Annotated in this window: 19 protein-coding genes; 7 read left to right on the top strand and 12 right to left on the bottom strand. The window is 72.9% G+C overall.

The genetic code is table 11. The features are described from left to right. Positions 1-17 precede the first annotated feature (17 nt). From Q5530_RS24595 to Q5530_RS24630, 8 genes are all read right to left on the bottom strand, one after another. The gene (locus Q5530_RS24595; RefSeq protein ID WP_415365110.1) at positions 18-1,004 is read right to left on the bottom strand and encodes a 3-oxoacyl-[acyl-carrier-protein] synthase III C-terminal domain-containing protein; all 987 of its coding nucleotides are present in this window, start codon (positions 1,002-1,004) and stop codon (positions 18-20) included. Then, the gene (locus tag Q5530_RS24600) at positions 1,001-2,110 is read right to left on the bottom strand and encodes an acyl-CoA dehydrogenase family protein (RefSeq protein WP_415365111.1); all 1,110 of its coding nucleotides are present in this window, start codon (positions 2,108-2,110) and stop codon (positions 1,001-1,003) included. The genes Q5530_RS24595 and Q5530_RS24600 overlap by 4 nt, the downstream gene beginning before the upstream one ends. Beyond that, complete coding sequence (locus Q5530_RS24605; protein WP_415365112.1) at positions 2,103-2,396, bottom strand: acyl carrier protein; 294 nt, start codon at positions 2,394-2,396, stop codon at positions 2,103-2,105. The genes Q5530_RS24600 and Q5530_RS24605 overlap by 8 nt, the downstream gene beginning before the upstream one ends. Next, positions 2,393-3,256 (bottom strand): 3-hydroxyacyl-CoA dehydrogenase family protein, encoded by an 864-nt coding sequence (locus tag Q5530_RS24610; RefSeq protein ID WP_415365113.1) that lies wholly within the window; start codon positions 3,254-3,256, stop codon positions 2,393-2,395. Before Q5530_RS24610 ends, Q5530_RS24605 begins: the two co-directional genes overlap by 4 nt. Next, positions 3,253-6,648: a thioester reductase domain-containing protein gene (locus Q5530_RS24615; protein WP_415365114.1), complete on the bottom strand. Its 3,396-nt coding sequence runs from the start codon at positions 6,646-6,648 to the stop codon at positions 3,253-3,255. The genes Q5530_RS24610 and Q5530_RS24615 overlap by 4 nt, the downstream gene beginning before the upstream one ends. Positions 6,649-6,652: 4 nt before the next feature. Then, positions 6,653-6,982 carry an acyl carrier protein gene (locus Q5530_RS24620; protein WP_415365115.1) on the bottom strand — a complete coding sequence of 110 codons (330 nt, stop codon included), beginning with the start codon at positions 6,980-6,982 and terminating at the stop codon, positions 6,653-6,655. Continuing rightward, the gene (locus Q5530_RS24625) at positions 6,979-11,466 is read right to left on the bottom strand and encodes an amino acid adenylation domain-containing protein (RefSeq protein ID WP_415365116.1); all 4,488 of its coding nucleotides are present in this window, start codon (positions 11,464-11,466) and stop codon (positions 6,979-6,981) included. The genes Q5530_RS24620 and Q5530_RS24625 overlap by 4 nt, the downstream gene beginning before the upstream one ends. 121 nt (positions 11,467-11,587) lie before the next feature. Next, on the bottom strand, positions 11,588-13,402 hold the full coding sequence (locus Q5530_RS24630) for a non-ribosomal peptide synthetase (RefSeq protein WP_415365117.1): 1,815 nt from the start codon (positions 13,400-13,402) through the stop codon (positions 11,588-11,590). A 276-nt stretch (positions 13,403-13,678) separates the two neighbouring features. Between Q5530_RS24630 and Q5530_RS24635 the strand changes: the two genes are divergently transcribed. Continuing rightward, complete coding sequence (locus tag Q5530_RS24635) at positions 13,679-14,581, top strand: NAD(P)-dependent oxidoreductase (protein ID WP_415365118.1); 903 nt, start codon at positions 13,679-13,681, stop codon at positions 14,579-14,581. A 5-nt stretch (positions 14,582-14,586) separates the two neighbouring features. Further along, the gene (locus Q5530_RS24640) at positions 14,587-15,426 is read left to right on the top strand and encodes a phosphoenolpyruvate hydrolase family protein (protein WP_415365119.1); all 840 of its coding nucleotides are present in this window, start codon (positions 14,587-14,589) and stop codon (positions 15,424-15,426) included. 78 nt (positions 15,427-15,504) lie between these two features. Here Q5530_RS24640 and Q5530_RS24645 read toward each other — a convergent pair whose 3' ends face one another. Continuing rightward, on the bottom strand, positions 15,505-16,809 hold the full coding sequence (locus Q5530_RS24645) for a glycoside hydrolase family 18 protein (RefSeq protein ID WP_415365120.1): 1,305 nt from the start codon (positions 16,807-16,809) through the stop codon (positions 15,505-15,507). Between the two features lie 228 nt (positions 16,810-17,037). Between Q5530_RS24645 and Q5530_RS24650 the strand changes: the two genes are divergently transcribed. Next, positions 17,038-18,738 (top strand): S8 family serine peptidase, encoded by a 1,701-nt coding sequence (locus Q5530_RS24650; protein WP_415365121.1) that lies wholly within the window; start codon positions 17,038-17,040, stop codon positions 18,736-18,738. A 91-nt stretch (positions 18,739-18,829) separates the two neighbouring features. Here the strand turns inward: Q5530_RS24650 and Q5530_RS24655 are convergent, their stop codons facing one another. From Q5530_RS24655 to Q5530_RS24665, 3 genes are all read right to left on the bottom strand, one after another. Continuing rightward, positions 18,830-20,089, bottom strand: a complete 1,260-nt coding sequence (locus Q5530_RS24655) for a hypothetical protein (RefSeq protein ID WP_415365122.1) — start codon at positions 20,087-20,089, stop codon at positions 18,830-18,832. Positions 20,090-20,301: 212 nt separating this feature from the next. Further along, entirely contained in the window at positions 20,302-20,658 is a 357-nt protein-coding gene (locus Q5530_RS24660; protein ID WP_380638602.1) for a hypothetical protein, read from the bottom strand. A 255-nt stretch (positions 20,659-20,913) separates the two neighbouring features. Beyond that, complete coding sequence (locus tag Q5530_RS24665; RefSeq protein WP_415365123.1) at positions 20,914-21,966, bottom strand: pentapeptide repeat-containing protein; 1,053 nt, start codon at positions 21,964-21,966, stop codon at positions 20,914-20,916. Between the two features lie 466 nt (positions 21,967-22,432). On the opposite strand from Q5530_RS24665, the gene Q5530_RS24670 reads away from it, so the two are divergent. From Q5530_RS24670 to Q5530_RS24685, 4 genes are all read left to right on the top strand, one after another. After that, positions 22,433-23,467, top strand: a complete 1,035-nt coding sequence (locus Q5530_RS24670) for a polysaccharide lyase family 1 protein (protein ID WP_380638604.1) — start codon at positions 22,433-22,435, stop codon at positions 23,465-23,467. An 11-nt stretch (positions 23,468-23,478) separates the two neighbouring features. Next, on the top strand, positions 23,479-24,471 hold the full coding sequence (locus tag Q5530_RS24675; RefSeq protein ID WP_415365124.1) for a pectate lyase family protein: 993 nt from the start codon (positions 23,479-23,481) through the stop codon (positions 24,469-24,471). Between the two features lie 10 nt (positions 24,472-24,481). Beyond that, complete coding sequence (locus Q5530_RS24680) at positions 24,482-25,486, top strand: pectate lyase family protein (RefSeq protein ID WP_415365125.1); 1,005 nt, start codon at positions 24,482-24,484, stop codon at positions 25,484-25,486. Between the two features lie 322 nt (positions 25,487-25,808). Then, on the top strand, positions 25,809-26,351 hold a 543-nt coding region (locus Q5530_RS24685; RefSeq protein ID WP_415365126.1), incomplete at its 3' end, for a cellulose-binding domain-containing protein.

Raw genomic sequence — 26,351 nt, forward strand, 5'->3', positions numbered from 1 at the left:
CCGTGCTCCCCCTTCGTTCACACTTCCCACAGCGTCACCGCCCAGGCCGCGACCGGGCTGTTGTTGAGCACCAGCACCAGGTCTCCCCGCCCCAGCTCCCCGGAGGCCAGCAGGCGGTCGAGGTTGAGCACGACGTCCATCGCGCCCAGGTGCCCCAGCTCGCGCAGGTGCTGCCCGCACACCGGGTGGATGGGCACGCCGAGCAGGGTGGTGTAGAAGTCGTAGGCGCTCGCGGTGACGTTCTGCATGAGCGTCGCGCCCACGTCGGCCTTGGTCACGCCCGCGTCGGCCAGCACCTGGTCGACCAGCCGGTCCAGCCGCTTCTGGCTGTGCATGGCCAGGTCGAAGCGGTAGCGGTCGGCCGACTGGCACTCCTCGCGCCACTCGTACCAGGGGGCCTGCTTGTAGTCGACCCGGAACAGGTCGTGGAAGCTGCCGTCGGTCTCCATCCGGTGCGCCCGCAGCACGGGCCGCCCGCCGCGCACCACGGTCATGGCGTACGCGCCGTCGCCGATGACGGTGACCGGGTAGCGGATGCGGTCCGCGCCGGTCGGCCTGCTGGCGTGGGCGATCAGGACGCTCTCCCGCGACGGGTCCGCCACCAGCAGGTCGCGGGCGAGCGCCCAGGCCGCGCTGGAGCCGGTGCAGCCCAGTCCGTCCACGGTGAACGAGAACGACGCCAGGCCGCTGCCGTGGGCCACCGCGCCCACGTCCGAGCCGAGCAGCACCTCCGGCGAGCGGGGGCTGACCAGCATCAGCACGTCCGGCTGCCCGGGGTTGGCCGCGAGCAGCTCGCGGCACGCCCGCGCGGCCAGGTCCGTGGTGGGCTCCTCGTCGAAGACCGCGACGGTCTCCACGCCCGCGGCCCGCGCGAACTCGGCCTCCTCGTGGGCGAGCGAGGCGAACTCGGGCAGGTCGACGACCTTGGCGCGGTCGTCGGGCAGCACGCAGCGGATGGCGCCGATGCCGATGCCGGCGTCCCCGGCTCCGGTCGGGGCGCTCACGACGCCACCGCCAGGGCGTGCTCGGCCAGCACGAGCCGGCAGATCTCGTTGCTGCCCTCGATGATCTCCATGAGTTTCGCGTCCCGGTAGGCGCGGGCGACGACGTGGCCGTCCTCGGCGCCCGCGGAGGCGAGCACCTGCACGGCGGTCGAAGCCTGTCGCGCGGCGTTGGTGGCACTGACGTGCTTGGCCACCACGGCGGCGGTGACCATCTCGGGCGAGCTGTCGTCCCAGCACCGGCTGGCGTGCTCGCAGACCCGGGTGGCCACCTGCTCGGCCACCAGCAGGTCCGCCAGGTGCCCGGCGACGAGCTGGTGCTCGGCCAGCGGCTTGCCGGACTGGACCCGGGAGGCCGCGTGCCGCGTCGCCGCGGTCAGGCAGGCCCGCAGGATGCCGACGCAGCCCCAGGCCACGGACACGCGGCCGTAGGTCAGCGCGGTGGTGACCAGCATGGACACCGGCTGCCCCGCGCCGCTGAGCAGCGCGTCGAGCGGCAGTCGGACGTCGCGCAGCTCCACCGTGGAGTGGCCGGCCGCGCGGCAGCCCATCGGGTCGGGCACCGGGCGGACGGACACGCCCGCGGCGGTGGTCGGCACGACCACCGCGGCGGCGCCGTCGCCGAACCGCCCGACCACGACCAGCAGGTCCGCGTACCCGGCGCCGGTGAGCCACACCTTGGTGCCGTCCACCACCACCGCGTCGCCCTCGACCCGGATGGTGGTGCCCATCGCGGACAGGTCGCTGCCCGCGCCGGGCTCGCTGAACCCGATGCCGACCAGCTCACCGCCGGTGAGGCGGGACAGGTAGTGCTTGCGCTGCGCGGCGGAGCCGAACCGCTGGACCGCCCACGCCGCCATGCCCTGCGAGGTCATCAGGCTGCGCAGCGAGCTGCACAGCGAGCCGACGTGGGCGGTGAACCCGCCGTTGTCCAGGCTGGACCAGCCCCGCCCGCCGAAGCGGGCGGGCACCTCGGCGCACAGCAGGCCCTCCTCGCCCAGCCGCCGGACCACCTCGGTGGGGATGCGGCCCGCGCGGTCCCACTCGCCAGCGCGGTCGCCGACGAGCTCGGTGACCAGCACGCGGGCCTCGCTCAGGTCGTCACTCACCGCTGCCCTCGTCCTGGAGCCTGCGCACCAGCGCGACCATCGCGTTGACGGTGCGGAAGTTGTCCAGCTTGAGGTCCTCGCCCGCCACCGAGACGTCGAACGCCTTCTCCAGCGCCATCACGAGCTGGAGCGCGAACAGCGAGGACACCGCGCCCGAGGCGAACAGGTCCGTGTCGGGGGCCCAGGTCTTCTTGGTGTGCTGCTCGATGAAGCGCAGCACGTGCTGCTCGATCTCGGCGTCGTTCCGGCCGGTGGTGGTGGTCTGCTGGGTGGTAGACAGGGTCACGACTGTGCCTCTCCGTGTTCGTAGAAACCGCGGCCGGTCTTGCGGCCGTGGTCGCCGGCGGCGACCTTCGCGACCAGCAGGTCGCACGGCTCGTAGCCGAGGTCGCCGGTGCGTTCGCGCAGGACCCTCAGGGAGTCCACGACGTTGTCCAGGCCGATCAGGTCCGCGGTGGCCAGCGGGCCGGTGCGGTGCCCGAGGCAGCCCTGGAAGACGGCGTCCACCGCCTCGGGGGTGGCGCGGCCCTCCTCGACGATGCGGGCCGCCTCGTTGATCATGCGCTGGAGGATGCGGTTGATGACGAACCCGGGCCCGTCCCCGACCACGACGCCCTCGCAGTCGAGCGCCGCCAGCAGCGCGTCGGTGCGGTCCTTGGCGTCCTGCCCGGTGCGCGGGCCGTGGATGACCTCGACGGTGCGGATCAGGTAGGGCGGGTTCATGAAGTGGATGCCGACGAGCTCCTCGGGCCGGGCGGTCCAGTCGGCCTGCTCGTCCACCGGGATGGCCGAGGTGTTGGTCACCAGCAGCGTGCCGGGGCGCACCGCCGCGGACACCTCCGCCAGCACCTTGGCCTTCACCTCGGGCAGCTCGGTCACGGCCTCGATGACGGCGTCGGCGTCGGCCAGCCGGCCCACCGAGGTGGTGGTGACCAGCTCGCCGACCGACGCGGTGCGCGGCAGCCTGCCCATGAGCTGGGCCAGCCGCAGCTGCTGCGCCACGTTGTCCCGGGCGCGCTCCAGCACGGCGTCGTCCACGTCGACCAGCACCACGGGCAGGCCGCGGCCGATCGCCAGCGTCGCCAGGGCCGTGCCCATCGTGCCCGCGCCCACCACGCCGAGCCGGTTGATCCCCTGCTCGCTCATCGAACCTCCACCAGGTCTTGGTCGTCCACGTCGGACCGGACGAGCAGGTCGCCGATCAGGTCGCCGAACTTCGGGTGTCGCTCGGCGAGGAAGGTCAGGCAGCGCCGCAGCAGGTCACCGGTCGGCGCGGAGCCCAGCTCGGCGCGCTCCAGCCACGGCCGCCAGGCGACCGCCTCCAGGCCGTCCTCGTCCAGCTCGTGGCCGTCGAGCTCGTAGAGGGCCATCGTCGACAGCAGCCCGCTGCCGGTCTCCAGCGCCTTGTCCGCGACCCGCCGCTGCCAGGTCTCCGGGGTCACCGCCTCGGTCCGCCAGCCGGCGCCGGCCAGCAGCCCGAACAGGCGGCGCGGGCTGAAGCTCTTGCGGTCCACCAGGTGGTAGACCCGCCCGACCGAGCCGGGCGAGACGGTCAGCTCGGCCATCGCCCTGGACACCACGTCCACCGGGGCCATCGGCATGGCGCGGTCGTCGAGCGGGTGCGCGCCGACCGCGAGGCCGCTGGTGAGGACGTTCCAGATGAGGTCCTTGTCGTTGCAGGCGCCGGTCTTCGTCGAGCCGAGGATGAACCCGGGCCGGAAGATCCGCACCCGCATCCCGTCCTGCTCGGCGCGCTCCAGCAGCCGCTCGGCCACCCACTTGCCGACGCCGTAGCCACCCTGCTGGGGGTCCAGCGGCTGGTCGCGGGTCTCCAGGATCTTGTTGTCGGTGCCGAGCGCGTAGTGCGTGGCCGCGACGGTGGAGACGAAGCTGAAGTCGCGGATGCCGTGCCCGCGCATCCAGCGCAGCAGGTCGACCGTCGCCAGGACGTTGTCCTCGCGCAGCACGCGGTAGGGCTCGGTGAACACCACCTTGGCCGCGCAGTGCAGCACGTAGCCGATCCGGCCGGCCAGCTCGCCGTCCCGGTAGGACTCCAGCAGCCCGGTGACGTCCCGCAGGTCGCCCAGGACCAGGTGCACGCGGGCCGGGTCGGGCTCGGGCAGGCCGAACTTGGCCGAGGCGTCGCGCAGCCGCTGCCGGGCCCGCGCCTCGTGGTCCGCGCGGACCACGCAGTACACCCGGCCCTCGGTGGCCGCGAGCAGCTCGTGCAGCAGGAACGTGCCCAGGAAGCCGGTGGTGCCGGTGAGCAGCACGTCCCGGCCCGGCGCCTCGAACGGCGCCAGCTCGCCCAGCGGCAGCTGGAGGTCGCGGTCCACCAGGTCGCCGTCGCCGTCGGCGATCGGGTCGATGTCGGACGAGCCGCGCTCGGCGCCCGCCCGCAGGCCGCGCACGATCTCGGCGATGCGCCGCACGGTGGCCTTGCTGCCGCCCGCCCGGTGCACGTTGACCAGCACGTCGAACCGCTTCTGGATCTTGAGCACCATCTGCACGGACAGCAGCGACGAGCCGCCGAGCGCGCCGAACTCGTCGTCCAGGCCGACCCGGCCGCCGCCGAACAGGTCGCGCCAGACCTCCAGCAGGCCCTGCTCCACGTCGTCGGCGCCCACCACGGGTTCGGTCGACGGGGCGGCGGGGACGGCCGCGCACGCCGGCGCGGGCGTGGCGTGCAGGGCCGGGTAGCGGTCCAGCGCCCAGGCCCGGCGGCGGGACAGCGGGTAGGCGGGCAGCGGCACGCGGCGGCCGGTGCCGTCGGACAACGCGGCCCAGTCCACCTCGACGCCGTGCAGCCAGGCGTCGGTGATCGCCTCGTCGACGTCCCCCGTCGCGGACACCACGTGGGTGTTCGGCGGCGGGTTGTCCTCGGGCCCGGCGACGACCTCCACGTCCGCCCCGAAGGCGAGCGCGAAGCGGTCGAGCACCGCCTGCTCGACGCCCTCGGCCGCGGCGACCAGCGCGCGGCGCGGGGTGGCGCGGACCGTGCGCGCCGCCGGCGGCCGCGGCAGGCGCAGCGCGGCGGCCAGCCTGCCGGCGGGCGCGCTGACCACGCGGCGCTCCGGGAACGCCTTGCGGCCCACGCGCAGGGTGTGCGCGACGTCGGCCGCCGCGTCGGGGTCGAGCGCGTCGGCGAGCCGCTTGGACATGGCGTCCAGCTCGGTGCGGGTCCGCGCGGACAGCACCAGCCGGACGACCTCGTCCGCGCGGGCGGCGGGCCGGGTGGGCGCGGGCGGCGGGGCGAGCACCGCGGCGACGTTCGTGCCGCCCAGGCCCATCGAGTTGACCAGCACGTGCCGGTCGCGGTCGGTGGTGGCGCCCGCCTCGGTGGCAATGTGGAACGGGCTCTCGGCCAGCAGGCCCGGGTCGCGGGGCCGCTCGAACATCGGGTGCGCGGGCAGCGTGCCGGTCTGGGCGATGCGGACGGCCTTGATGAACCCGGCGATGCCCGCGGCCGGGCCGGTGTGCCCGATGTTGGCCTTCACCGTGCCCAGCGAGCAGAAGCCGGTGCGCGAGGTGCTGGCGCGCAGCCCCTCGGCCAGGCCGCGCAGCTCGATGTGGTCGCCCAGCGAGGTGCCGGACCCGTGTGCCTCGACGTAGCGCAGCTCGTCCGCGCTGACGCCCGCCACGCGCAGCGCGCCGGAGACGACCTCGGCCACGCCGAGCGGGTTGGGCGCGGTGAAGCCGGAGCGGTCGGCGCCGTCGTTGCCGACCGCGCTGCCCTTGACCACGGCGAGCACGTGGTCACCGTCGGCCAGCGCGTCGGACAGCCTGCGCAGCGCCACCACGCCCACGCCGGAGCTGAACGAGGTGCCGGTGGACCTGGCGTCGAAGGCCCGGCAGAAACCGTCGGCGGACATGAGCCCGCCGGGCTGGTAGCGGTAGCCCGCGATCGGCTCCAGCACGGTCGCGCCGCCGGCCAGGGCGATGTCGCACTCGCCGGACAGCAGGCTCAGCGTCGCGTAGTGCACCGCGTACAGCGAGGACGAGCAGGCGGTCTGCACGCCGACCGTCGGACCGCGCAGGCCCAGCTTGTAGGCCACCCGGGAGGGCAGGAAGTCGCCCAGCCCGCCCAGGTGCAGGTCCACGTCGTCGATGGCCGCGGCCATGCCCTCGGCCTGCGCCTTCGCCGCGAACAGCACCGAGGTGTAGGTGCTCTGCGCGCCGCCCGCGAACACGCCCACGACGGGGCCGCCCGGCCGGGGCGCGTGCCCGGCGGTCTCCAGGGCCTCCCACGACGCTTCCAGGAAGATGCGCTGCTGCGGGTCGATCAGCTCCGCCTCGGTGGGCGGGTAGCCGAAGAACTCGGCCGCGAAGTCGGCGTGGCCGGGCAGGCTCGTGCCCACCCGGACGAAGTCGGGCTCGCCCAGCATCGCCTCGGTCACCCCGGCGGCGAGCATCGCCTCGCGCGGGAGCTCCCGCAGCGAGACCACGCCGTCCTCCAGGTTGCGCCAGAAGTCCTGCGGGGTCCAGGCGTCCGGGAACCGGGCGCCGATCCCGACCACCGCGATGTCGGTGTCGCTCACCGGGTCATTCCCCCTGTCCGGTGCGGCGGGCGCGACCGAGCAGCCCGCGGCGGTTGGTGGCGCCCAGCTCGACCAGCTCGCGCGGGGCGTCGGGCGAGGTGAGCAGCTCGACCTGGGCGCGGACGGTGCTGTGCTGGAACAGGTCGGCCGCCTCCAGCTCGCGGTCGGTCATGCCGCCGAGGCGCTCCAGCAGCACGATGAGCAGCAGCGAGTCGCCGCCGATCTCGAAGAAGTTGACGTCGTCCGGCACGGTCGTGCGGTCCAGCACCTCGGCCCAGGCTTGCCGGACCCCCTCGGTGGTGGCCGCGAGGTCGGTGGCGGTTTGCGTGTTCACTTGCGGATCTCCTTGAGTGCGGGCGCGTCGAGGTCGACGGCGAGGTCGCCCGCCGCGGCGGTCACCGAGGCGAGCAGGCCGGCCGCGGTGCGGGCGTCGAACAGTCCGGTGGCGCAGGAGGCGGCCAGTTCCACCCGGTCGGGCAGGTCCGTGGCCACGAGCTCGAACTCGTACTTGATGTGCGTCGGTTCCGGTGGCAGGTAGCGGGCCGTGGTTCCGGGCCCGAGGTCCGGTGGCTCCGCCGGCGCGGGCAGGGCCGTGGTGTAGACCGGGGTCACCGGCGGCCTGCTCAGGTCGCGGCCCGGGTGCAGCGCCGCCGCGATGGCGTCGAACGGCACGTCGGCGTCGCGGTAGCAGGCGGTGCTGCGGTCGCGGACGCGGACCAGCAGCTCGCGCCAGGTCGGCTCGTCGCGCAGGTCGACCCGCAGCACCAGGGTGTTGATGAACATGCCCACCGCGTCCGCGCCGCCCGCCCGGTCCCGGCCGGCCCAGGGGAAGGCGAACAGGAAGTCGCGCTGGTCGCCGCGGCGGGCCAGCGCCACCGCGAGCAGCGCGGCGGTGGTCATGAACGTGGTGCAGCCCAGTTCGGCGCCCGCCGCCCGCAGCGCGGCGGTGACCTCGCGGTCGAGCAGCGCGGTGGTGGTGCGGCCCCCGGTGGACTGCACGGTCGGCCGCGGCCGGTCGCGGGGCAGGTCGACGTCCGTGGGCGCGCCCCGCAGGGCTTCCACCACCGCGGCGATGCGCGCCTCGTCGACCGGCTCGCCGGCCAGCGCGGCCGGGTGCACGGGGTCGGCCAGGTCGTCCCGGCCCCGGTACACCGCGGCGATCTGCTCGGCCAGCACCTGCTGCGACCACCCGTCGGTGACGATGTGGTGGGCGGTGAGCACGAGCACGGCGCGGTCGTCGAGCGCGACGACCTCGGCCCGCGCCGGCGCGTCGACCGCGAGGTCGAACGGCGTCCAGCAGGCGTCGGCCAGGTGGTCGGCCACCTCGTCGGCGGACCAGCCGGCGGCGTCGGTGACCACGACCTCCGGCGGCGCGCCGTCGGTGCGGTAGAAGACCTTGCGCTGCTTGGCGTCCAGCGCGAACCGGGAACGCAGGGCCGGGTGGCGGCCCAGCACCAGCTCCACGGCGCGGCGCAGGGCGTCGAGGTCGACCCGGCCGGTGAACTCGGTCAGCACCGGCGCGAGGTAGGCCGACCGCAGCGCGGAGACCTTGTCCATGAACCAGAACCGCTGCTGCACCGCGGTCACGGGGAAGCGGTCGTCCGCCGCCGGCGCGGCGACGGCCTCCGGCTCGGGCGCGGTGAGCAGCGCGGCGAGCCCGGCCACGGTCGGGTCGGCCAGGAAGTCCCGCAGCGCCGCCCGCGTGCCGGCCAGCATCTTCACCGCGAGCAGCGAGTGGCCGCCCCTGGTGAAGAAGTCGGCGTCCACGCCGAACTCGGCGACGTCGCGGCCGAGGGCGTCGGCGAACAGCCGCGCGGCGCGCTCCTGGTCCGGCGTCAGCTCGCCCGCGGGCGCGGTGGCGTGCGGCAGGCGCACCGAGCGCAGCGCGCCGAGCGCGGCGAAGTCGGTCTTGTCGTTGCCGGTCATGGGCAGCGCGTCGACCACGTGCACCTCGGCGGGCAGCACCGCCGCGGGCAGCCAGCGCAGCAGGGGCTTGAGCACCTCGTCACGGGTGGGCAGCGGCGCGTCCGGCTCGGCGAGCTCGATCCACGCCACGAGCCGCAGGGGCTCGCCCTCGGCCTGGACCGCGGCGGCGCGCACCTCGGGCCGCTCCTCCAGCAGCTTGCGGACCTCGCCCAGCTCGATGCGGTTGCCCAGCACCTTGACCTGGTCGTCCACCCGGCCCAGGCACTCGACCAGGCCGTCCTCGCGCAGCACGACCCGGTCGCCGGTGCGGTACATCCGGGTGTCGGGCCCCTCGCCGTGCGGGTCGGGCAGGAACGCCGCGCCGGTGCGCTCGGGCTGCCCGAGGTAGCCGAGGGCCACGCCCGCGCCGGCCACGTACAGCTCGCCCGGGACGCCCACCGGCAGCTCCTCCCGGTGCGCGCCCAGCACGTAGGCGCGGGTGCGGGGCAGCGGCACGCCGATCGCGGGCGCCCGCCCGTCGGCCAGGTCCACCGGCGCGAACGTGCTGATGCAGGACGCCTCGGTCGGGCCGTAGATGTTGCGCATCGGCACGCCCCAGCGGTCCAGGCACTCCCGGGCCAGCGCGGTGGGCAGCCCCTCGCCGCCCACGTACAGGGTGCGCAGCGCGGTGGGCGCGGGATCGTCGTCGGCGTCGAGGACGGCGCGCAGCAGGCTCGGGGTCATCGAGGTGACGGTGACCCCGCGCAGCAGCCGGGCCAGCGCCGTGGGGTCGCGCCGCTCCACGTCGTCGGCGAAGACCAGCTCGGAGCCGGCGATCAGCGAGCGGAACACCTCGTGCGTGGCGCCGTCGAAGGAGGTCGACCAGGTGCACAGCACCCGGTCGGCCGGGCCCAGGTCGATGTCGCGCGCCCACCACACGGCGGTGTTGAGCATCCCGCCGTGCGGCACCAGCACGCCCTTGGGCCTGCCGGTCGTGCCGGAGGTGTAGATGACCACGGCCGGTTCGCGGCCGGTCAGCACCGGGTCGGGCAGCGTGGGTGCGGTCGGCGTCGGTTCGGGCAGCGTCGATTCGGGCAGCGCCAGTGCGGTCGGCACCGGTTCGGTCGGCACCGGTTCGGGCAGGTCACGCGCGGCGCGGAGGTCCTCGATCCGCACGGCGTCCACCCGCGTGCCGTGCGCCGCGAGGAGCGCCGCGCCGGCGTGGTCGACCAGCACGACCCGCGCGTCCAGCTCAGTGAGCACGTGGTCCAGCCGGTCGGCCGGGGTGTCCAGGCTCAGCGGCGCGTAGGCGGCGCCCGTGCGCAGCGCGCCCAGCCAGCCCGCGACGAGCGCCGGGCCGCGCGCGGCCAGCACGGGGACGAACGCGCCGGGTCCGGCGCCGCGGTCGGCGAGGTGGTGCGCCACGGCGCGCGACCAGGTGTCCAGCTCGCGCCACGACACGCGGTCGCCGGCGGCGCTGACCGCGGTGGCGCCGGGGTCGGTGAAGCCGCGGCCGACCAGGTCGAGCACGGACACCGCCCCGTCCAGGTCCTGGTCCGCGCCGACGAGGACGCCCTCGCGGGCGGCGCCGAGCGGCAGCCGCGCCACGGTGGTGCCGGGGTCGCGGACGGCGGCGGTCAGCAGGGTGAGGAAGTTCCCGGCGAGCCGGGCCGCGACCTCGGCGGGGTAGACGTCGGTGTCGAACTCGATCCGCCCGCGCGGGCCGCCCAGCTCCTCCTCGACGATCAGGATCAGGTCGAACTTGGCGGTCCGGGTGGGCAGCAGCTCCGGTCCGGTCCACCGCCCGTCCGCGCCCGGGGCGGGCATGTTCTGGAGCGCGAAGCTGATGGTGGCCGTGCCGCGCGAGGTGCGGGTGGTCAGCCGGTCGAACGGGATGCGCTGGTGGGTCAGCGACTGGAACGCTTCGGTGCGCACCCGCTTGCACAGCTCGGCGAACGCCAGGTCCGGCTCGGGCCGGCAGCGCAGCGGCACGGTGTTGACGAAGAAGCCGACCAGCTGCTCCACCGAGGCGTGCGGGCGGTTGGCGGTGACCGTGCCGACCAGGAAGTCGTCGCGGCCGGACCACCGCTGGAGCACCGCCTGGTACGCGGCGAACAGCACCACGAACGGGGTGGCGCGCAGCGTCCGGGCCAGGTCCCGCACGCCGGTCCACAGCTCCGCCGGGATCGCGAACACGTGCTCCTCGCCCGGCCGGTCGCCGTCGGCCACCGCGGCGCGGGGGCGCGCCGGGCCCAGCAGGAGGTCGCCGGGCACCTCGTTCAGCTGCTCGGCGCGGTCGGCGAGCAGCTTCTCCATCGCGGGCGAGTCGGTCACGGCCCGGTCCCACACCGCGAAGTCCGCGTACTGGACGGTCAGCTCCGGCAGCGCGGCCGGCTCACCCGCCTCGACCGCGTCGTAGGCCGCGGCCAGGTCCGCGAACAGCGAGGGCAGCGACCAGCCGTCCACCGCGATGTGGTGCACCACGAGCAGCACCAGGTCCCCGCCGGGCACGCCGCGCCACACCGCGCAGCGCAGCGGCGGCCGGTCCGCGAGGTCGAAGCCCCGGCGGGCGAGGTCGGCGGCCTCGGCGCGGGCGCGGTCCCGAGCACCGTCCACACCGGACAGGTCGACGACCTCGACCGCCGGTTCGCCGGTGTCGCCGATCTCCTGCACCAGCGCGCCGTCACGCAGGTGATAGGTCGTGCGCAGCACCTCGTGGCGGTCCACGACGGCCTTGAGGGCGGCGGTCAGGGTGGCGGGGTCGACGGTCCCGCGCCAGCTCAGCAGGAGCGGGACGTTGTAGGTCGCGGAGCCGGGCGCGGCGGCGTCGATGAACCACAGCCGCTCTTGGGCGAACGAGAGCGGCGCGACGCGAGCACCCAGCCTGGTGGGGCCGGAAGGCAGGTCATTCACGCGTGGGATCTCCGAATCGGGCATGGCGAGGACACCTCGGGGCGCGGTGCGGCCCGGGGCGCGTGGGGACGTGCGGTGGTGCCCCGGCCGTGCCGGGGGTGGTGGTTCGGCGGACGGGCCGCTAGGGCTTGGCGGACACCCGCTCGCCCACCCGGTCGGCCAGTTCGGCCAGCGACTCGGCGAGCAGGACGTCGGTGGGCTCCACGTCGACCGCGAGCCGCTCGCGGAGCCGCGAGGCCAGCTGGATCGCGAGGATCGAGTTGCCTCCCACGTCGAAGAAGTTGTCCCGGGGCGCCGCGGCGGGCACCCCCAGCACGTCCTTCCAGACGAGTTCGACCTGTCCCGCCACACTTATCGGAGCCGGCTCGCCGGTCGTGGATACACCCTCACCGGGAATTTCCCCGTCCTCCTCGGCCGGGGACCGCAGGGGGGCGAAGAGCGCGGCGCGGTCCACCTTGCCGGTGGGCCCGTAGGGCAGTCCACCGAGGACGTGCCAGCGGGTCGGCACCACGTAGGCGGGCAGCGAGCGCGCCAGGGCGCCTTCCAGGGCGGCGGGCAGCCCGGCGGCGTCGCCGGGGTCCGCGCCGGGCACGGGCAGCACGGCGCAGGCCAGGTAGGCCGAGGGACCCTCCCCCAGCTTCTCCGCGAACGCGCTGTCCACCAGGCCGGTGGCCAGGACGGCCCGCTCGACCTCCTCCAGCTCGATCCGGAAGCCGCGCAGCTTGACCTGCCGGTCCCGCCGGCCGAGCACCTCCAGCGCGCCGTCGGGCAGCACCCTGGCCAGGTCGCCGGTGCGGTACACCGGGCCGTCGCCGTCCGGGACGGGCACGAAGCGCTCGCGGGTGAGGTCGGGTCGGTTCAGGTAGCCCAGCGCCACGCCGGGCCCGCCCACGCACAGCTCACCCGTGGCACCCGGTTCGACGGGCCTCAGCTCGGCGTCGAGCACGTGGACCGGGGTGTCCTGGAGGGGGAACCCGACCGGGACGCGGTCGCGGCCCGCCAACGAGTCGGGCGTGCAGTCGTAGTAGGTGGCGAAGGTCGTGGTCTCGGTCGGCCCGTAGCCGTTGACGAGCCGACCGGGCGGGCCCTCGGCCAGCACCCGCAGGCAGGCCGCCAGGTCCAGCTGCTCCCCGCCGACGACCACGGTCCGCAGGTCCCGGAATGCACCGGGCCGTTCCCGCGCGACCATGTGGAACAGCGAGGTGGTCAGGAACATCGTGGTGATGCCCTCGGTCCGCACCAGCTCGGCCCAGTCGTCGAGGCGCAGCTCGGTCACGGCCGGGAAGACCACCACCGCGGCGCCCGCGGTGAGGGTGTGCCACACCTCGAAGGTGGTGGCGTCGAAGGCGGGGTTGGACGCGTTGGCCACGCGGTCCCCCGGTTCGACGGTGCAGTAGCGGGCGTTGGAGACGAGCCGGACCACGGCGCGGTGCGGCACGACGACGCCCTTGGGGCGCCCGGTGGAACCGGAGGTGAAGTTGACGTAGCAGGGGTCGTCGCCGGCGGCGCGCACGTCGGTCCCGCGCGGGACGGTCCCGTCAACGTCGGCCGCGTCCACATAGGCCGCGTCCACATCGGTCCCGTCCACGGCGCGGTCCTCGTCCTCCCGCGCGCCGGTGTCCTCCAGGTCGGCCGCGGTCAGCGTGGTGCGGACACCGGCCTCCTCCAGCAGCAGGGCGCGGCGCTCGGCGGGAGCGTGCGCGTCCAGCGGCAGGTAGGCCCCGCCGGCGCGCACCACGCCCAGCAGCGCCACCACCAGGTCGACCGAACGCCCCAGGTCGACCGCGACGACCTCACCGCGCTCGACGCCTCGGAGCGCCAAGCCGGCCGCGACGCGCTCGGAACGCGCCCACAGCTGTCGGTAGGTCAGGGACTCCCCCGTGCCGGGCGAGTGGACGGCGCACGCCTCCGGTCGGACCCGGACGTGACGCCACACCAGCTCAGAAAGGCCGGCGGTCCCCCGTCTGTGCTCGTGCTCGTACTGCGCGCGCTCGGCAGCGCGCGCTCCAGTTGGTGCCAATGCTTCCCCCAGTGGCAACGACGCCCTCACGGCGTCTGAGCGACCGCAACGCTAGGTGAACAACAGACGAACAGCCAATAGACCGTTAGTGGCCATAAGGAAAACGAATGGGCTTTACCAGGGCTTGAACTGGGCCTCCCTGCTCACAGGGCGTGATCTCCATTAGACCGATCAGTGGTTTATAGATAGGCGATGAACCCGACCGAAAGACCCTTGCGGGAACGCGCGCCTCCGGTACGGTCCACGCCCGTGACTCGACTAGCGTTTCTCGGACTGGGCCGAATGGGCTCGCTCATGGCCGGCCGCCTGGTGGCGGCGGGCCACGAACTCACCGTGTGGAACCGCACCGCGGAGCGCACCGCACCGCTGGTCGACGCGGGCGCCCGCGCCGCGGGCACGCCGGCGGAGGCGGTCGCCGGCGCCGAACTGGTGATCACCATGCTCACCGGGCCCGAGGCCGTGGAGGCGGTGTTCGCCGGGCCGGACGGCGCGGCCGCGGGCCTCGCGGACGGCGCGCTGGTGGTGGAGATGTCGACGATCGGGCCGCGGGCGGTGGCCGCGCTGCGCGAGCTCCTGCCCGGGGGCGCCCGGCTGGTCGACGCCCCGGTGAAGGGCAGCCTGCCCGCCGCGTCCTCCGGGGAGCTGGGCATCTACGCCGGCGGCTCCGCGGACGACGTCGCGGCCGCCTCCGAGGTGCTGGCGGTGCTGGGCAAGGTCAAGCACGTGGGGCCGCTCGGCGCGGGCGCCTCGGTGAAGCTGCTGGTCAACATCGTGCTCGGCGCGTCGTTCGTGATGGTGGGCGAGGCGCTGGCGCTGGCCGACGAGCTGGGGCTGGACCAGGAACTGGCGCTGACCGCCCTGGAGGGCACGGTGGTCAGCCCGCTGGTCCCGCGCGTGCGCAAGAAGCTCGACGACCCCGGTTCCACCCAGTTCTCCCTCGGCCTGGCCGAGAAGGACCTGCGGCTGGTGCTGGAGGCGGGCGGCGTCGACGGCGGCGTGGTCGCGGGCGCCCGGGAGCGGCTGGCCGCGGCGGTGCGGGACGGCCTGGGCGACGACGACATCAGCGCGGTGCTCCGTCACCTGCGCGGGAAGTAGCGGCCGTGCCGCGGTTCCGCCGGGCCGAGGTCCTGGAGCGGCTGCGCGCCAAGGCCGCGCGGGGTGAGGTCGTCGTGGGCGGCGGCGCCGGGACGGGCCTGTCGGCCAAGTGCCAGGAGAACGGCGGCGTCGACCTGCTCACGGTGTTCAACTCCGGCCGGTACCGGATGGCGGGCCGCGGCTCGCTGGCCGGGCTGCTGGCCTACGGCAACGCCAACGAGGTCGTCGTCGAGATGGGCCGGGAGATCCTGCCCGTGGTGACGCGCACGCCGGTGCTCGCGGGCGTCAACGGCACCGACCCGTTCCTCGACCCGGAGGTCTTCCTCCCCGAACTGGCGCGGATGGGGTTCTGCGGCGTGCAGAACTTCCCGACCGTCGGCCTGATCGACGGCAACTTCCGGGCCAACCTCGAAGCCACCGGCATGGGGTTCGACCTGGAGGTGTCGCTGATCGCGGCCGCGGCGGCGCACGACCTGCTCACCGCGCCGTACGTGTTCTCCGCGCGGGACGCGGAGGCGATGGCGGAGGCGGGCGCGGACATCGTCGTCTGCCACCTGGGGCTGACCGTCGGCGGCACGATCGGCGCGGTGTCCTCGCGCGGCCTGGACGAGTGCGCGGGGCTGCTCCAGGAGTGGGCCGACGCGGCGCACGCGGTGCGGGACGACGTGCTGGTGCTGTGCCACGGCGGTCCGATCGCCGAGCCGGAGGACGTGCGGCACGTGCTGGGCGCCACCACCGGCGTCCACGGCTTCTACGGCGCGTCCTCGCTGGAGCGGATGCCGGTCGAGGACGCGATCACCGCGCAGACCCGCCGCTTCACCGGCCTGACCCGGCCGGTGGGCTGACCCACCACGGGGCCGACCCACCACGGGGTGCGCCGCCTCGCGCGGCGCACCCCGTGGTCGTCACAGCCGCGGGTCTCCTCAGCGCCGGTGCAGACCGGCGTACAGCCCGTTGATCAGTTCACCCTGCGGTGTGTCGCCGTCCAGCGACCAGATCATCGCGCCGCCGAGCCCGCGGTCGCGGATGAACCGACCCTTGCGCTTGAGCTCGATCGGGTCGTCGTAGGTCCAGAACGTGGTGCCGTCGAACAGCCAGGCGTGGCCTGCCGCCTCGTCGCGGTAGAGCTTGTAGCTCCCGTCGGCCAGCAGGTTCTTGAGCAGGCGGTAGTCGTCGTAGCCCGCCTCGTAGGTGGCCGGGGCGGGGCCGGTGGACTGCTGGAACAGGCCGTTGTTCGAGTTGGTCACGCCGGTCCAGCCGCGGCCGTAGTACGGCACGCCGAGGACGACCTTGTGGCGCGGCGCCCCGCGCTGGAGGTGCGCGTCGACGACGATCTCACCGCTGTCCGGGGGCGTGGTCGGGTCGCCCTCGGGCACGCGGAGGGCCGACTGCTGGTTGGTGGTCCTCTCCCAGGTGCCGTGGTAGTCGTAACCCTGCACGGTGGCGAAGTCGAGCAGCCGGTAGACCTTCTCGACCTCGTAACCGCGGTCCAGCGCCTCGCGGTTGGCGGGCAGGAACGCGGTGAGGTCGTAGGACCTGCGGTCCCTCAGACCCTGCGCGAACAGCTGCACGCGGTACTCGCGCAGCAGCTCGGTGAAGTTCTGCTTGTCCTCGGGGCGCACGACGTTGCCGGCGTTGCCCTCGGTGGCCGGCCACTCCCAGTCCAGGTCGATGCCGTCGAACACGCCCTTGGCCGCACCGGCGGGCGCTCCCGGCAGGTTGCCCTTCAGCCACAGGTCGACGCAGGACTTCACGTGCGCGGCGCGCGACTGCCGGGTGAGCGCGGCGTTGGAGAAGTACTTCGACCCCGTCCAGCCGCCGAGGGAGATGTAGACGCGCAGCCCGGGGAACCTCTGCTTGAGCTGCTTGATCTGGTTGAGGTTGCCCGCCAGCGCCTGGCCGGGCCGGTCGGCCCTGCCGTTGACGGCCTGCTCCGCCGTGAAGGGCCGCTGGTAGTCGGCCACCGGGTCGGAGCTGACGCACCTGCCCTGCTCGTCGAGGAGGCCGAAGGCGTAGTTGAGGTGGGTGAGCTTGGCCGCGGTGCCGTTGTCGACCAGGTAGCGGACCGGGATGCCGCGGTCGGCGAAGCTCCACTGCGTGTAGTACCCGACGGTGCGGACGGCGCCGGAGCCGTGGCGGTCGTGGGCCTGGGCCGGGGCGCCGGCGACCAGCAGCCCGATCGACAGGGCGCCGGCCGTGACGGCTGCGCCCCACCTCTTCATCGACATCGTTCTCCTCGCACTGGCGGTGGCTACGGGATGGTCCGGACCACGCTAGAGGGAGGTCTAGACCACTGGTACGCCCGGACGGCGTAACCGCCACCGGCACCCCGTACCCCGTACCCGGAACCCGACGAAGGACCCTGACCGCCGGCGGTCGCCTGTGACAGGGTGTCGCGACGCGATCCGATCCGGTGCGAGGAGACAACGTTGAGACCCAGACGATTAGCTCGGCCAGTGCTCGCGGTGGCGAGCGCGGTGGTGGTGCTCGTGGCCACCGTCCAACCCGTGTCGGCCCAGCAGCAGGACGCCGACTACACCGTCCTCGTGGAAACCGGTGCGCCGCTCCCGGCCGCGCGTGCCGCCGTCGAGGCCGCCGGTGGCCGGGTCACCGCCGAGAACGCCGCGGTCGGCACGCTGACCGTGAAGGCGCCGGCCACGGGGTTCGTCCGGCGCGTCACCGCCGCCGACGCGGTGTTCGGCGCGGCCCCGGTGCGGCCGATCGGCCACACCCCCCGCAGCGCGAACCGGCAGGTCCGCGAGCAGCACGAGGTCGAGACCGAGCACGTCGGCGCGAACGCCCGGCCCGCCCCCCAGGGCCAACCCCGCACTACGGCCGGTCTCGACCCGCTCGACGACGCCCTGTGGGGCCTGCGCCTGGTGCGCTCCGACATCGCCCGCGCCCGGCAGGCCGGTGACCGGCGCGTCCACGTCGGCGTGCTGGACACCGGGGTCGACGGCACGCACCCGGACATCGCGCCGAACTTCAACCGCGAGCTGTCCCGCAACTTCACCATCGACATCCCGAACGACCCCAACGGCGACGAGCTGGACGGGCCGTGCGAGTTCCGCGGCTGCGTCGACCCCGCCGACCGCGACGACGGCGGCCACGGCACGCACGTCGCGGGCACCATCGGCGCCGCCGCCAACGGCTTCGGCGTGTCCGGCGTCGCGCCGAACGTGTCGCTGGTCAACATCCGCGGTGGCCAGGACTCCGGCTACTTCTTCCTCCAGCCCGTGGTGGACGCGCTGACCTACGGCGCGGACATCGGCCTCGACGTGATCAACATGTCGTTCTACGTCGACCCCTGGTACATGAACTGCACGGCCAACCCGGCCGACGGCACCGAGGCGCAGATCGCCCAGCGCACCACGATCACCGCGGTCCAGCGCGCGCTCGACTACGCGCACCGCAAGGGCGTCACCCTGATCGGCGCCGGCGGCAACAACCACGAGGACCTGGGCAACCCGCGGACCGACGCGGCCAGCCCGAACTACCCGCCGGGCGCCTCCTACCCCCGCGCGATCGACAACGCGACGTGCCTGAACCTCCCGACCGAGGGCAACCACGTCATCTCGGTGTCCGCGCTCGGCCCGTCGACGGCCAAGGCCGACTACGCCAACTACGGCACCGAGCAGACCGTGCTGTCGGCCCCCGGCGGCTACTTCCGCGACGGCCTGGGCACCGACTGGTACCGCACCAACGAGAACCTGATCCGCTCCACCTACCCCCGCAACGTGGCGGTGGCCGCGGGAGACGTCGACGCCGACGGCGCCATCACCCCTCAGGGCCTCGCGGCCGGGGTGGCCAGGTACTGCGACGCCACCACCTGCGGTTTCTACCGCTACCTCCAGGGTTCCTCGATGGCCGCGCCGCACGCCACCGGCGTGGCCGCGCTGGTGGTCAGCCAGTACGGCAAGAAGGACCGGGCGCGCCCCGGCACGCTGACCATGTCCCCGGACCGGGTCCAGGCGGTGCTGGTCAACACCGCCACCCCGCGGGCCTGCCCCGAGCCGCGCACGGTGTCGTACGAGGACGTCGGCCGACCGGCCGAGTTCACCGCGACCTGCGTGGGTGACACCCGGTTCAACGGCTTCTACGGGTACGGCATCGTGGACGCCTACGGCGCCGTGACCCGCGGCGGCGACTTCCTCTGACCCGGTGCCGGGCGGCAACGCGCCCGGTACGACGACCGGCCGAGCCCTGAGCGGATTCCGCTCAGGGCTCGGCCGGTGGTGCCCGACGAGGTCAGGAGAGGACCTCCAGGTGGGCGTTGACCCGGTAGTGGCCGCCGCCGTGGCCCTTGTACCACCCGGACATGGTCGGCGAGCGGGAGTCGTCCCAGCCCAGGTAGATCGGGTTCTCGTACATGAACTTCGCGTTCGACGGCAGCTTCACGTTCACGTGCTGCGGCGCGAAGAGGTCGTCCTGGAAGAGCTTGACCAGCCACCCGATGAAGGTCTTGACCAGCCACGCGACCGCCTTGCCGATCGCGCCGGCGATGGCCGCGCCGAGGTAGGGCGAGAGCACGCCCTGGACCAGCTTCTCGATCGCGGTCTGGACGTAGCCCTTGACCTGCTCCCAGGCGTTCGTCAGGGCCTTGGAGAACCCGCCGAAGCCGTCCCTCTCGGCGAGGAAGACGCTGTGCCCGTAGTAGCGCGGCCACACGCCCGCCTGGGACATGTTCAGCGTGGAGAACCGCTTGCCGCCGTTGCCGTAGGTGATGATCTCACCGGTGTCGAAGTCGTCGTGCACGTTGAACGGGCTGATCTTCGTGGTCACCCCGTCGGAACCGATGGTCAACCCGCCCATCGAGATCTCGTCGCTCGGCGACCAGTCGTCGGTCTCGCCCAGGCACTTCACCGAGGTGATGTCCAGGGCGAGCGCCTTGACCCGCTCGATGGTGGACGGGTCGACCCCCAGCCTGCGGGCCTCCTCGTGGACCTGCTGCTCGGCCGCGCGCCCCTCGGTCGCCAACTGGTCGGCCTGGCCGCTCAGCCGGGCGGTCAGCGCCGCGCGGTCCACCCGCAGCGTCTCGGCCTGGAAGACGCCCGCGAACCCCAGCCGGGCGTGGGTGGCCCAGTCGTTCCTGCCGTACTGGCCGAACTCGGCGACCCTGGCGTCGACGTCGGCGTTGACCATCGCCTGCGCCGAACGGGTGATCTCCCGCTGCACCTCGGCGGGCACGGTCAGCAGCCCGGCCCGCAGGCCGGCCTCGACCGTGCCCTCCGGGTACTCCCGGGTCGGGTCGGCCGCCACCACCGCGGTCGAGTACTCCAGGGCGTCCGCCGCGGCGCTGACGACGGCCAGCACCTCCGGGTCGGTGCGCGTCGGGTCCGGCAGGGGCACCGACGGGAAGTCCTGGTCCTCCTCGACCACCGTGGTCGTGCTCACCTGGGCGACGGCGTGCGCCGGGACGAGCGCCGCGGCCATCGCGGCGGTCACCACGACCGCGGGCAGCGCACGGCGCCACGACTGCTTCGGACGACTGCGGAAGTGTGTACTCATCGAAACTTTCCCCTCGGTTACCCGGCGAGCCCTCCCCGCCTGACACCGAAAGGTCTACGGACGTGTCGTTGTCCCGCTGTTGTGGTGCTGTTGTGGCCGCCGCTCCGCCCACCCACCCACTCGCCCGCCCGCTCGTTCGCCGCCGCGCCGGGACCTGACCCGCGGATCCGGTCAGGTCCCGACGGGTCGTCCGCAGCGGGGCCCGGAGGCGCTCAGTAGATGCGGAACGACGTCCCGGTCACCAGCGTCCCGCCGAACGTCGCCGTGGTGTTGGGGCCGAGCGCCACCTGCGCGCACGCCCCCACCCAGCACGCCCGCGCGGTGTACCGGCCGGTGTACCAGCTGCTCCGGTAGGGCCAGGAGCCGGTGAACGTCCCGGGCGTGCCGAAGAAGCCCTGGTGGGCGTAGGGCGTCCGACCCGCGTGGTAGCAGCCCTCACCCGAGTTGCAGTAGTTGTGGTTGGAGATGAGCGTCCCGAACTCCCCCACCGGCACGGCCGACACCACCCGCCCGGTCGCGGCGTCCAGCACCACGTGCTTGGGAACGTCGGACAGCAGGTCCACCGCCACGGCGCCGCCCGGCGGCTGCGTCGCGGACGCGATCCCGGTGCCTCCGAACAGGAGCGAGGCACCGAGCGCGAGAACTGTGGCGAAAACAAAAGAAAAACGTTTTTTCGGTGACACAGGTGTTTTCCCTCCGAATTGGTCGACTTTCCTCCCGCATTGCATACTTCCGACAGGGGGCGCATGTCGTACACCGCCGATTGAGCGCCAAGAGGGAGTCGGAGTGCTACCCAGCGTATGCGCTGTGGCCTAACCGAAAGATCAACGCCACCACGCGCCCTTCGTCCTCTCGTCGACGACCGCGCCTGTCACGATGGTGTTCTCGTCATGTCGTGCGCCGGTGAGGTCCGCGCCGGTGAGGTTCGCACCCGCGAGGTACGCGCCGGTGAGGTTCGAATCGGCCAGGTACGCGCCCGTGAGGTTCGAGCCGGCGAGGTACGCGCCGGTGAAATCCGCGTCGATGAGATACGCGTAACCGAGGTCCGCGTAGGCGAGGTCCGCATAATCGAGGTTCGCGTAGGCGAGGTCCGCGCCATTGAGGTTCGCGTCGGTGAGGTCCGCCTGCGCCAGGTCCGCATTGGCGAGGTTCGCGTTGTCGAGGTTCGCGTAGGTGAGGTGCGCGCCGAGGAGGTCCGCCTCGGTGAGGGTCGCCCCACCGAGGTCCGCCTGCCTCAGGTACGCACCGGTGAGGGTTGCGTTGTCGAGGTTCGCCTCGGCGAGGGTCGCTCCACCGAGATTCGCCTCCGTGAGGTCGGCGGTGGTGAGGTCCACACCGGTCAGGTTCGCGCCGGCGAGAGTCGCCTTGGTGAGGTTCGCTCCGGCGAGGTTCGCATCGGTCAGGGTCGCGCTGCCGAGGTTCGACTCGGCGAAGTTCGCGCCGCCCAGGTTCGCCCGGCCGAGGTCCGCGTCGGTGAGGGCCGCCCCACCGAGGCACGTACCGGACAAGTTGATCACAGTGCCCTGGTCACGGGTCGCGTCACGGCGGCCCAGGACGGTCAGGGTGGCCTGGACGTCGGGAGCGACCGACTGATTGGCGCAGAGCCCGGCCCTGACGAACCTCCCGCTGGTGAAGGCGGGCCTGCCACCGGTGGTGCGGATGAACGCGGAGAGGATCTCGACGGTCGTGGGGTGGTCGCGGGACGAGTCGCGGGCCAGGCGGTCCAGGGCGTAGATGGCGCCCAAGCGGGCCTGGAGGTGCTCCGGGCCGGTGCGGTCGAGCTGGTCGACGGCCTTGGTGAAGCGGTCGGTGAACTGCCCCTGCTCGGCAACGGCGTTCTGCGCGCGGGTGGCCTGGAGGGACAAACCGGTGAACACCACACCGGCCGCGGCCGCGAGCGCCGCGAGCAGCGACGCGACCGCAGTCCAGTTCCACGACCGCCCGGACCGTCGCCGCCGCCCGCGTTCTCCGGTCGACCTGCGCGGACCGGGCGGTCGGGTGATCCGTCCGGACGAGCGCGGGAGTGCGGGGCGGCGAGGTCGCGGCGCGCGGTAGGGGCCCATCCACCAAGGCTTGCACTCCTCGATGACCGCCGGCTCGGTGATCGGCATTCGAGTGCCCACCCGGCGGAGCGAACCTCCGGCATCGAACGCAGATCGAATGCGCAGTCACCTGGAATAGACCGGAAATAGAACACATATGTGAACAGAACCACCCCCTGAAACAACCACATATGTGAACCGGAAATCCGGCGTTGACATGTGCGGAACACACCTCTTACGGTGCGATGAGAATCACTTTCCCTGCCCCTCGCCTGACTCCTGTCGGGAAAGGAAAAAACCCATGCGCACAACTGCCGGGAACAGGCGCGCCCTGCCCCGGGCCGCGGTCATCGCCGCCGCGGTCCTGGTCGCCTCCCCGCTCACCGCGCCCGGCGCGGCCCCCGCCCTGGCCGCCACGTCGGCCGACGGCTTCGCCTCGGTCTCCGCGCTCGGCCAGAACGGCACCACCGGCGGCGCGGGCGGCGCGGTGGTCACCGCGACCACGCCGGCCCAGTTCCTGGACTACATCTCCCGGTCCGGTCCGCTGGTCGTGCAGGTCAAGGGCACCATCACGCTGCCGACCGGCAGCTCGGACGGGATGCACGACGTGTCCTCGGACAAGACTGTCATCGGTCTGGGGACCGACGCCCGGCTGGTCGGCGGTGGGCTCAACATCGGCCTGCCGGTGGACGACGACGTGACCTCTCCCCCGGCCAACGCCGTGCACAACGTGATCATCCGGAACCTCTCCATCTCCGGTGCGACCGACGACCTGATCAACGTGCAGATGTTCAGCCACCACATCTGGATCGACCACAACGACTTCTCCAACGGCGATGACGGCGCGGTCGACATCAAGCGCGGCTCCGATTTCGTGACGGTCTCCTGGAACAGGTTCCACGACCACGACAAGACGTTGCTGCTCGGTCATGACGACGACAACGGCGCGCAGGACATCGGCCGCTTGCGGGTGACCTACCACCACAACTACTTCGACGGTTCGGACCAGCGCAACCCGCGCGTCCGGTTCGGCGAGTCGGTGCACGTCTACAACAACTACTACCGGGACAACAGCTACGGCGTGGCGTCGGCGATGAACGCCGGGGTGGTGCTGGAGGGCAACTACTTCTACAGCGTGAACAACCCCGGCCGGGTGGACTTCAGCGGCGACCTGGGCCGCATGGTGCAGCGCGACAACATCCTGGTCGACTGCAACCACGAGATCGAGACGCGCGGCAGCGTGGTCGAGCCGCGCACCTACTACGCCTACACGCTCCACCGCGCCGCCGAGGTGCCGACCGTCGTGCCCGCGGGTGCGGGCGTCGGCAGGATCTGAGAGGACCGGCCATGAGCCCCATCAGCAGGCGCGGCCTCCTCGCGGGCGCCGCCGCCACCGCCCTGACCGCCGCGGGCGCCAAAGCCGCCGCGGCCAGGCCCGCGACCACCACCAACCCGGTGTGGGCCGCGCCGTTCGCCACCGCCGACGGCTTCGCGGGCACCAACCTGCTCGGCCAGAACGGCACCACCGGCGGCGCGGGCGGTCCCGTGGTCACCGTGCGGGACACCGAAACGTTCCTGGACTACTGCGACCGCAACGAGCCCTACATCATCCAGGTCGACGGCATCATGCGGTTCAGCAGCAAGCAGGCCCTGCGGTCGAACAAGACCGTCATCGGCCTGCCCGGCGCCGAGATCAACGGCGGCGGCCTGGACATGTACCGCCGGCAGAACGTGATCATCCGGAACCTCCGGTTCACCGGGGCCGACGACGACGCGATCAGCATCCAGCAGTCCTCGCACCACATCTGGATCGACCACTGCGACCTCAGCGGCGGCGCGGACGGCCTGATCGACATCGTGCGCGGGGCGGACCTGATCACCGTGTCGTGGTGCCACTTCCACGACCACAGCAAGACCGCGCTGCTCGGCCACTCCGACTCCAACTCGGGCCCGGACACCGGCAAGCTGCGCACCACGTTCCACCACAACTACTTCAACGCCACCGCCCAGCGGCACCCCCGGGTCCGCTTCGGCGAGCCCATCCACGTCTACAACAACTACTTCCGCGACAACGCGTTGTACGGCGTGGCGTCCACCGAGAACGCGGGCGTGCTGGTGGAGCACAACTACTTCGAGAACGTGCCCTTCCCGATCTACTCCGGCTACGACGAGAGCGGGCCTGGGCGCGTGGTCGAGCGCAACAACGTCTACGTCAACTCCGGCACCCCGGAGACGCTCGGCTCCGTGGTCGAGCCGCGCACCTACTACGCCTACACGCCCGACAACGCCGCGAACCTGCGGACCACCGTGCCCGCCGGTGTCGGCGTGGGCCGGATCTGAGGAGGGGACGATGAGCCCGTTGAACCGCCGGCGACTGCTCGCCGGCTCGGCGCTGGCCGCCTTCGCCGCCACCGCCCCGCGCAACGCCGGCGCCAGCGCCTACCCCACGCCGTACCAGCACCCCTCGGCGCTCGCCGTCGCCGACGGCTTCGCCTCGGTCAACGCCCTGGGCCTCAACGGCACCACCGGCGGCGCCGGCGGCCAGGCGGTCACCGTGACCACCGCCGACGCCCTGGCCGACTACGTGGGCCGCAAGGAGCCCTACGTCATCACCGTCTCCGGCCGTATCCAGGTCGGCGACGACATGCTGACCGTGGTCGCGAACAAGACGATCCTGGGCGTCGGGTCGAGCTCGGAGATCACCGGCGGCGGGCTCCAGCTCGGCTCCACCACCCGCCCCGGCAACAACGTGATCATCCGCAACCTGCGGTTCACCGACGCGTCCGACGACTCGATCAGCGTCACCAACAAGGCGCACCACGTGTGGATCGACCACTGCGACCTCTCGCGCGGCTACGACGGCCTGCTGGACGTCAAGCGGGAGTCCGACTACGTGACGATCTCCTGGAACCACTTCCACGACCACAGCAAGGCCGCCCTGCTCGGCCACTCCGACACCTACACGGCCGACCGGGGCAAGCTGCGGGTCACCTACCACCACAACTTCTTCGACCGCACCGACCAGCGGCACCCCCGCGTCCGGTTCGGCGAGCCCGTGCACGTCTACAACAACTACTACCGGGGCAACGCGCTCTACGGCGTGGCGTCCACGGAAGACGCGGGCGTGGTGGTCGAGGGCAACTACTTCGAGAACGTGGCCAAGCCGATCCTGTCCGGCTACGACAAGAGCGGGCCGGGGCGCGTGGTCGAGCGCAACAACGCCTACGTCAACTCCGGGGCGCCGCAGACCCTGGGCACCGTGGTGGAGCCGCGCACCTACTACGCCTACTCGTCGGACCTCGCCTCCTCGGTGCCCTCGCTGGTCACCGCGGGCGCGGGCGTCGGCCGGGTGTAGGTCCGCGGGACGCCCCGGCCCGGCTCGTGCGGGCCGGGGCGTTCCCGGCCGTCGGTCATCGCGGAGGTGCGGAACGGGTTGCCGTTCCGCACTTTTTTTCGTTCACGTCCGTGAATGGTGGGCCGCGAAAAAATCGTGCGGCGCGCCTCTCTTTCCGGCCGCCAGTTCATCGACATGAATGTTCTTGCCAGTTGCGCATACTTGCGCAATGCTCCCTGGGAGCGTTCCCAGAGCCTGTGACCACCGCTGATACCGCCGGTCAGTGGTGGTCGGGGTCGTGGAGGACCGCTGTCCAGGAGTGCTGTTCGCAAGGAGGCGACGCATGGGTGAGCACATTGGTGAACGCAGGGGGAGCCGGATCGCCGGTATCGCCGCGGCGGTGTCGGTGGCGACTTTGACCGGGGGCCTGGTGATGGCGGCCGGCACCAATGCCAATGCGGCGGTCGGGTGCCGGGTCGACTACAGCGTGACGAACCAGTGGCAGGGTGGTTTCGGTGCGAACGTGACGGTGACGAACCTGGGCGACGCGGTGTCGGGGTGGACGCTGGAGTGGTCGTTCGCCGCCGGGCAGCAGGTCACGCAGATGTGGGGTGGGGAGTTCTCCCAGTCGGGCGGTGCGGTGACGGTGCGCAACGCGAGCTACAACGGGGCGTTGGGCACGGGCGCGTCGGTCACGCCGGGCTTCAACGGCTCGTGGACCGGGTCCAACCCCGTGCCGAGCTCGTTCAGGCTCAACGGCGTCACGTGCACCGGCTCCACCACCGGCACCTCCACCACGACGTCCACGTCCACCTCCACGTCGACCTCCACCACGACGTCGACGACGACCACGACCTCGACCACCACGACGTCGAACCAGAACCCG

The organism is Saccharothrix sp. BKS2 (assembly GCF_047689505.1).
Classification (GTDB): domain Bacteria; phylum Actinomycetota; class Actinomycetes; order Mycobacteriales; family Pseudonocardiaceae; genus Actinosynnema; species Actinosynnema lopnurensis.

What these genes read in the sequence shown, in the direction of transcription:
- Q5530_RS24610 (WP_415365113.1), bottom strand. Translation starts at nt 3,256, where the DNA reads ATGAGCGAGCAGGGGATCAACCGGCTCGGCGTGGTGGGCGCGGGCACG.
- Q5530_RS24680 (WP_415365125.1), top strand. Translation starts at nt 24,482, where the DNA reads ATGAGCCCGTTGAACCGCCGGCGACTGCTCGCCGGCTCGGCGCTGGCC.
- Q5530_RS24645 (WP_415365120.1), bottom strand. Translation starts at nt 16,809, where the DNA reads ATGTCGATGAAGAGGTGGGGCGCAGCCGTCACGGCCGGCGCCCTGTCG.
- Q5530_RS24635 (WP_415365118.1), top strand. Translation starts at nt 13,679, where the DNA reads ATGAACCCGACCGAAAGACCCTTGCGGGAACGCGCGCCTCCGGTACGG.
- Q5530_RS24675 (WP_415365124.1), top strand. Translation starts at nt 23,479, where the DNA reads ATGAGCCCCATCAGCAGGCGCGGCCTCCTCGCGGGCGCCGCCGCCACC.
- Q5530_RS24670 (WP_380638604.1), top strand. Translation starts at nt 22,433, where the DNA reads ATGCGCACAACTGCCGGGAACAGGCGCGCCCTGCCCCGGGCCGCGGTC.
- Q5530_RS24655 (WP_415365122.1), bottom strand. Translation starts at nt 20,089, where the DNA reads ATGAGTACACACTTCCGCAGTCGTCCGAAGCAGTCGTGGCGCCGTGCG.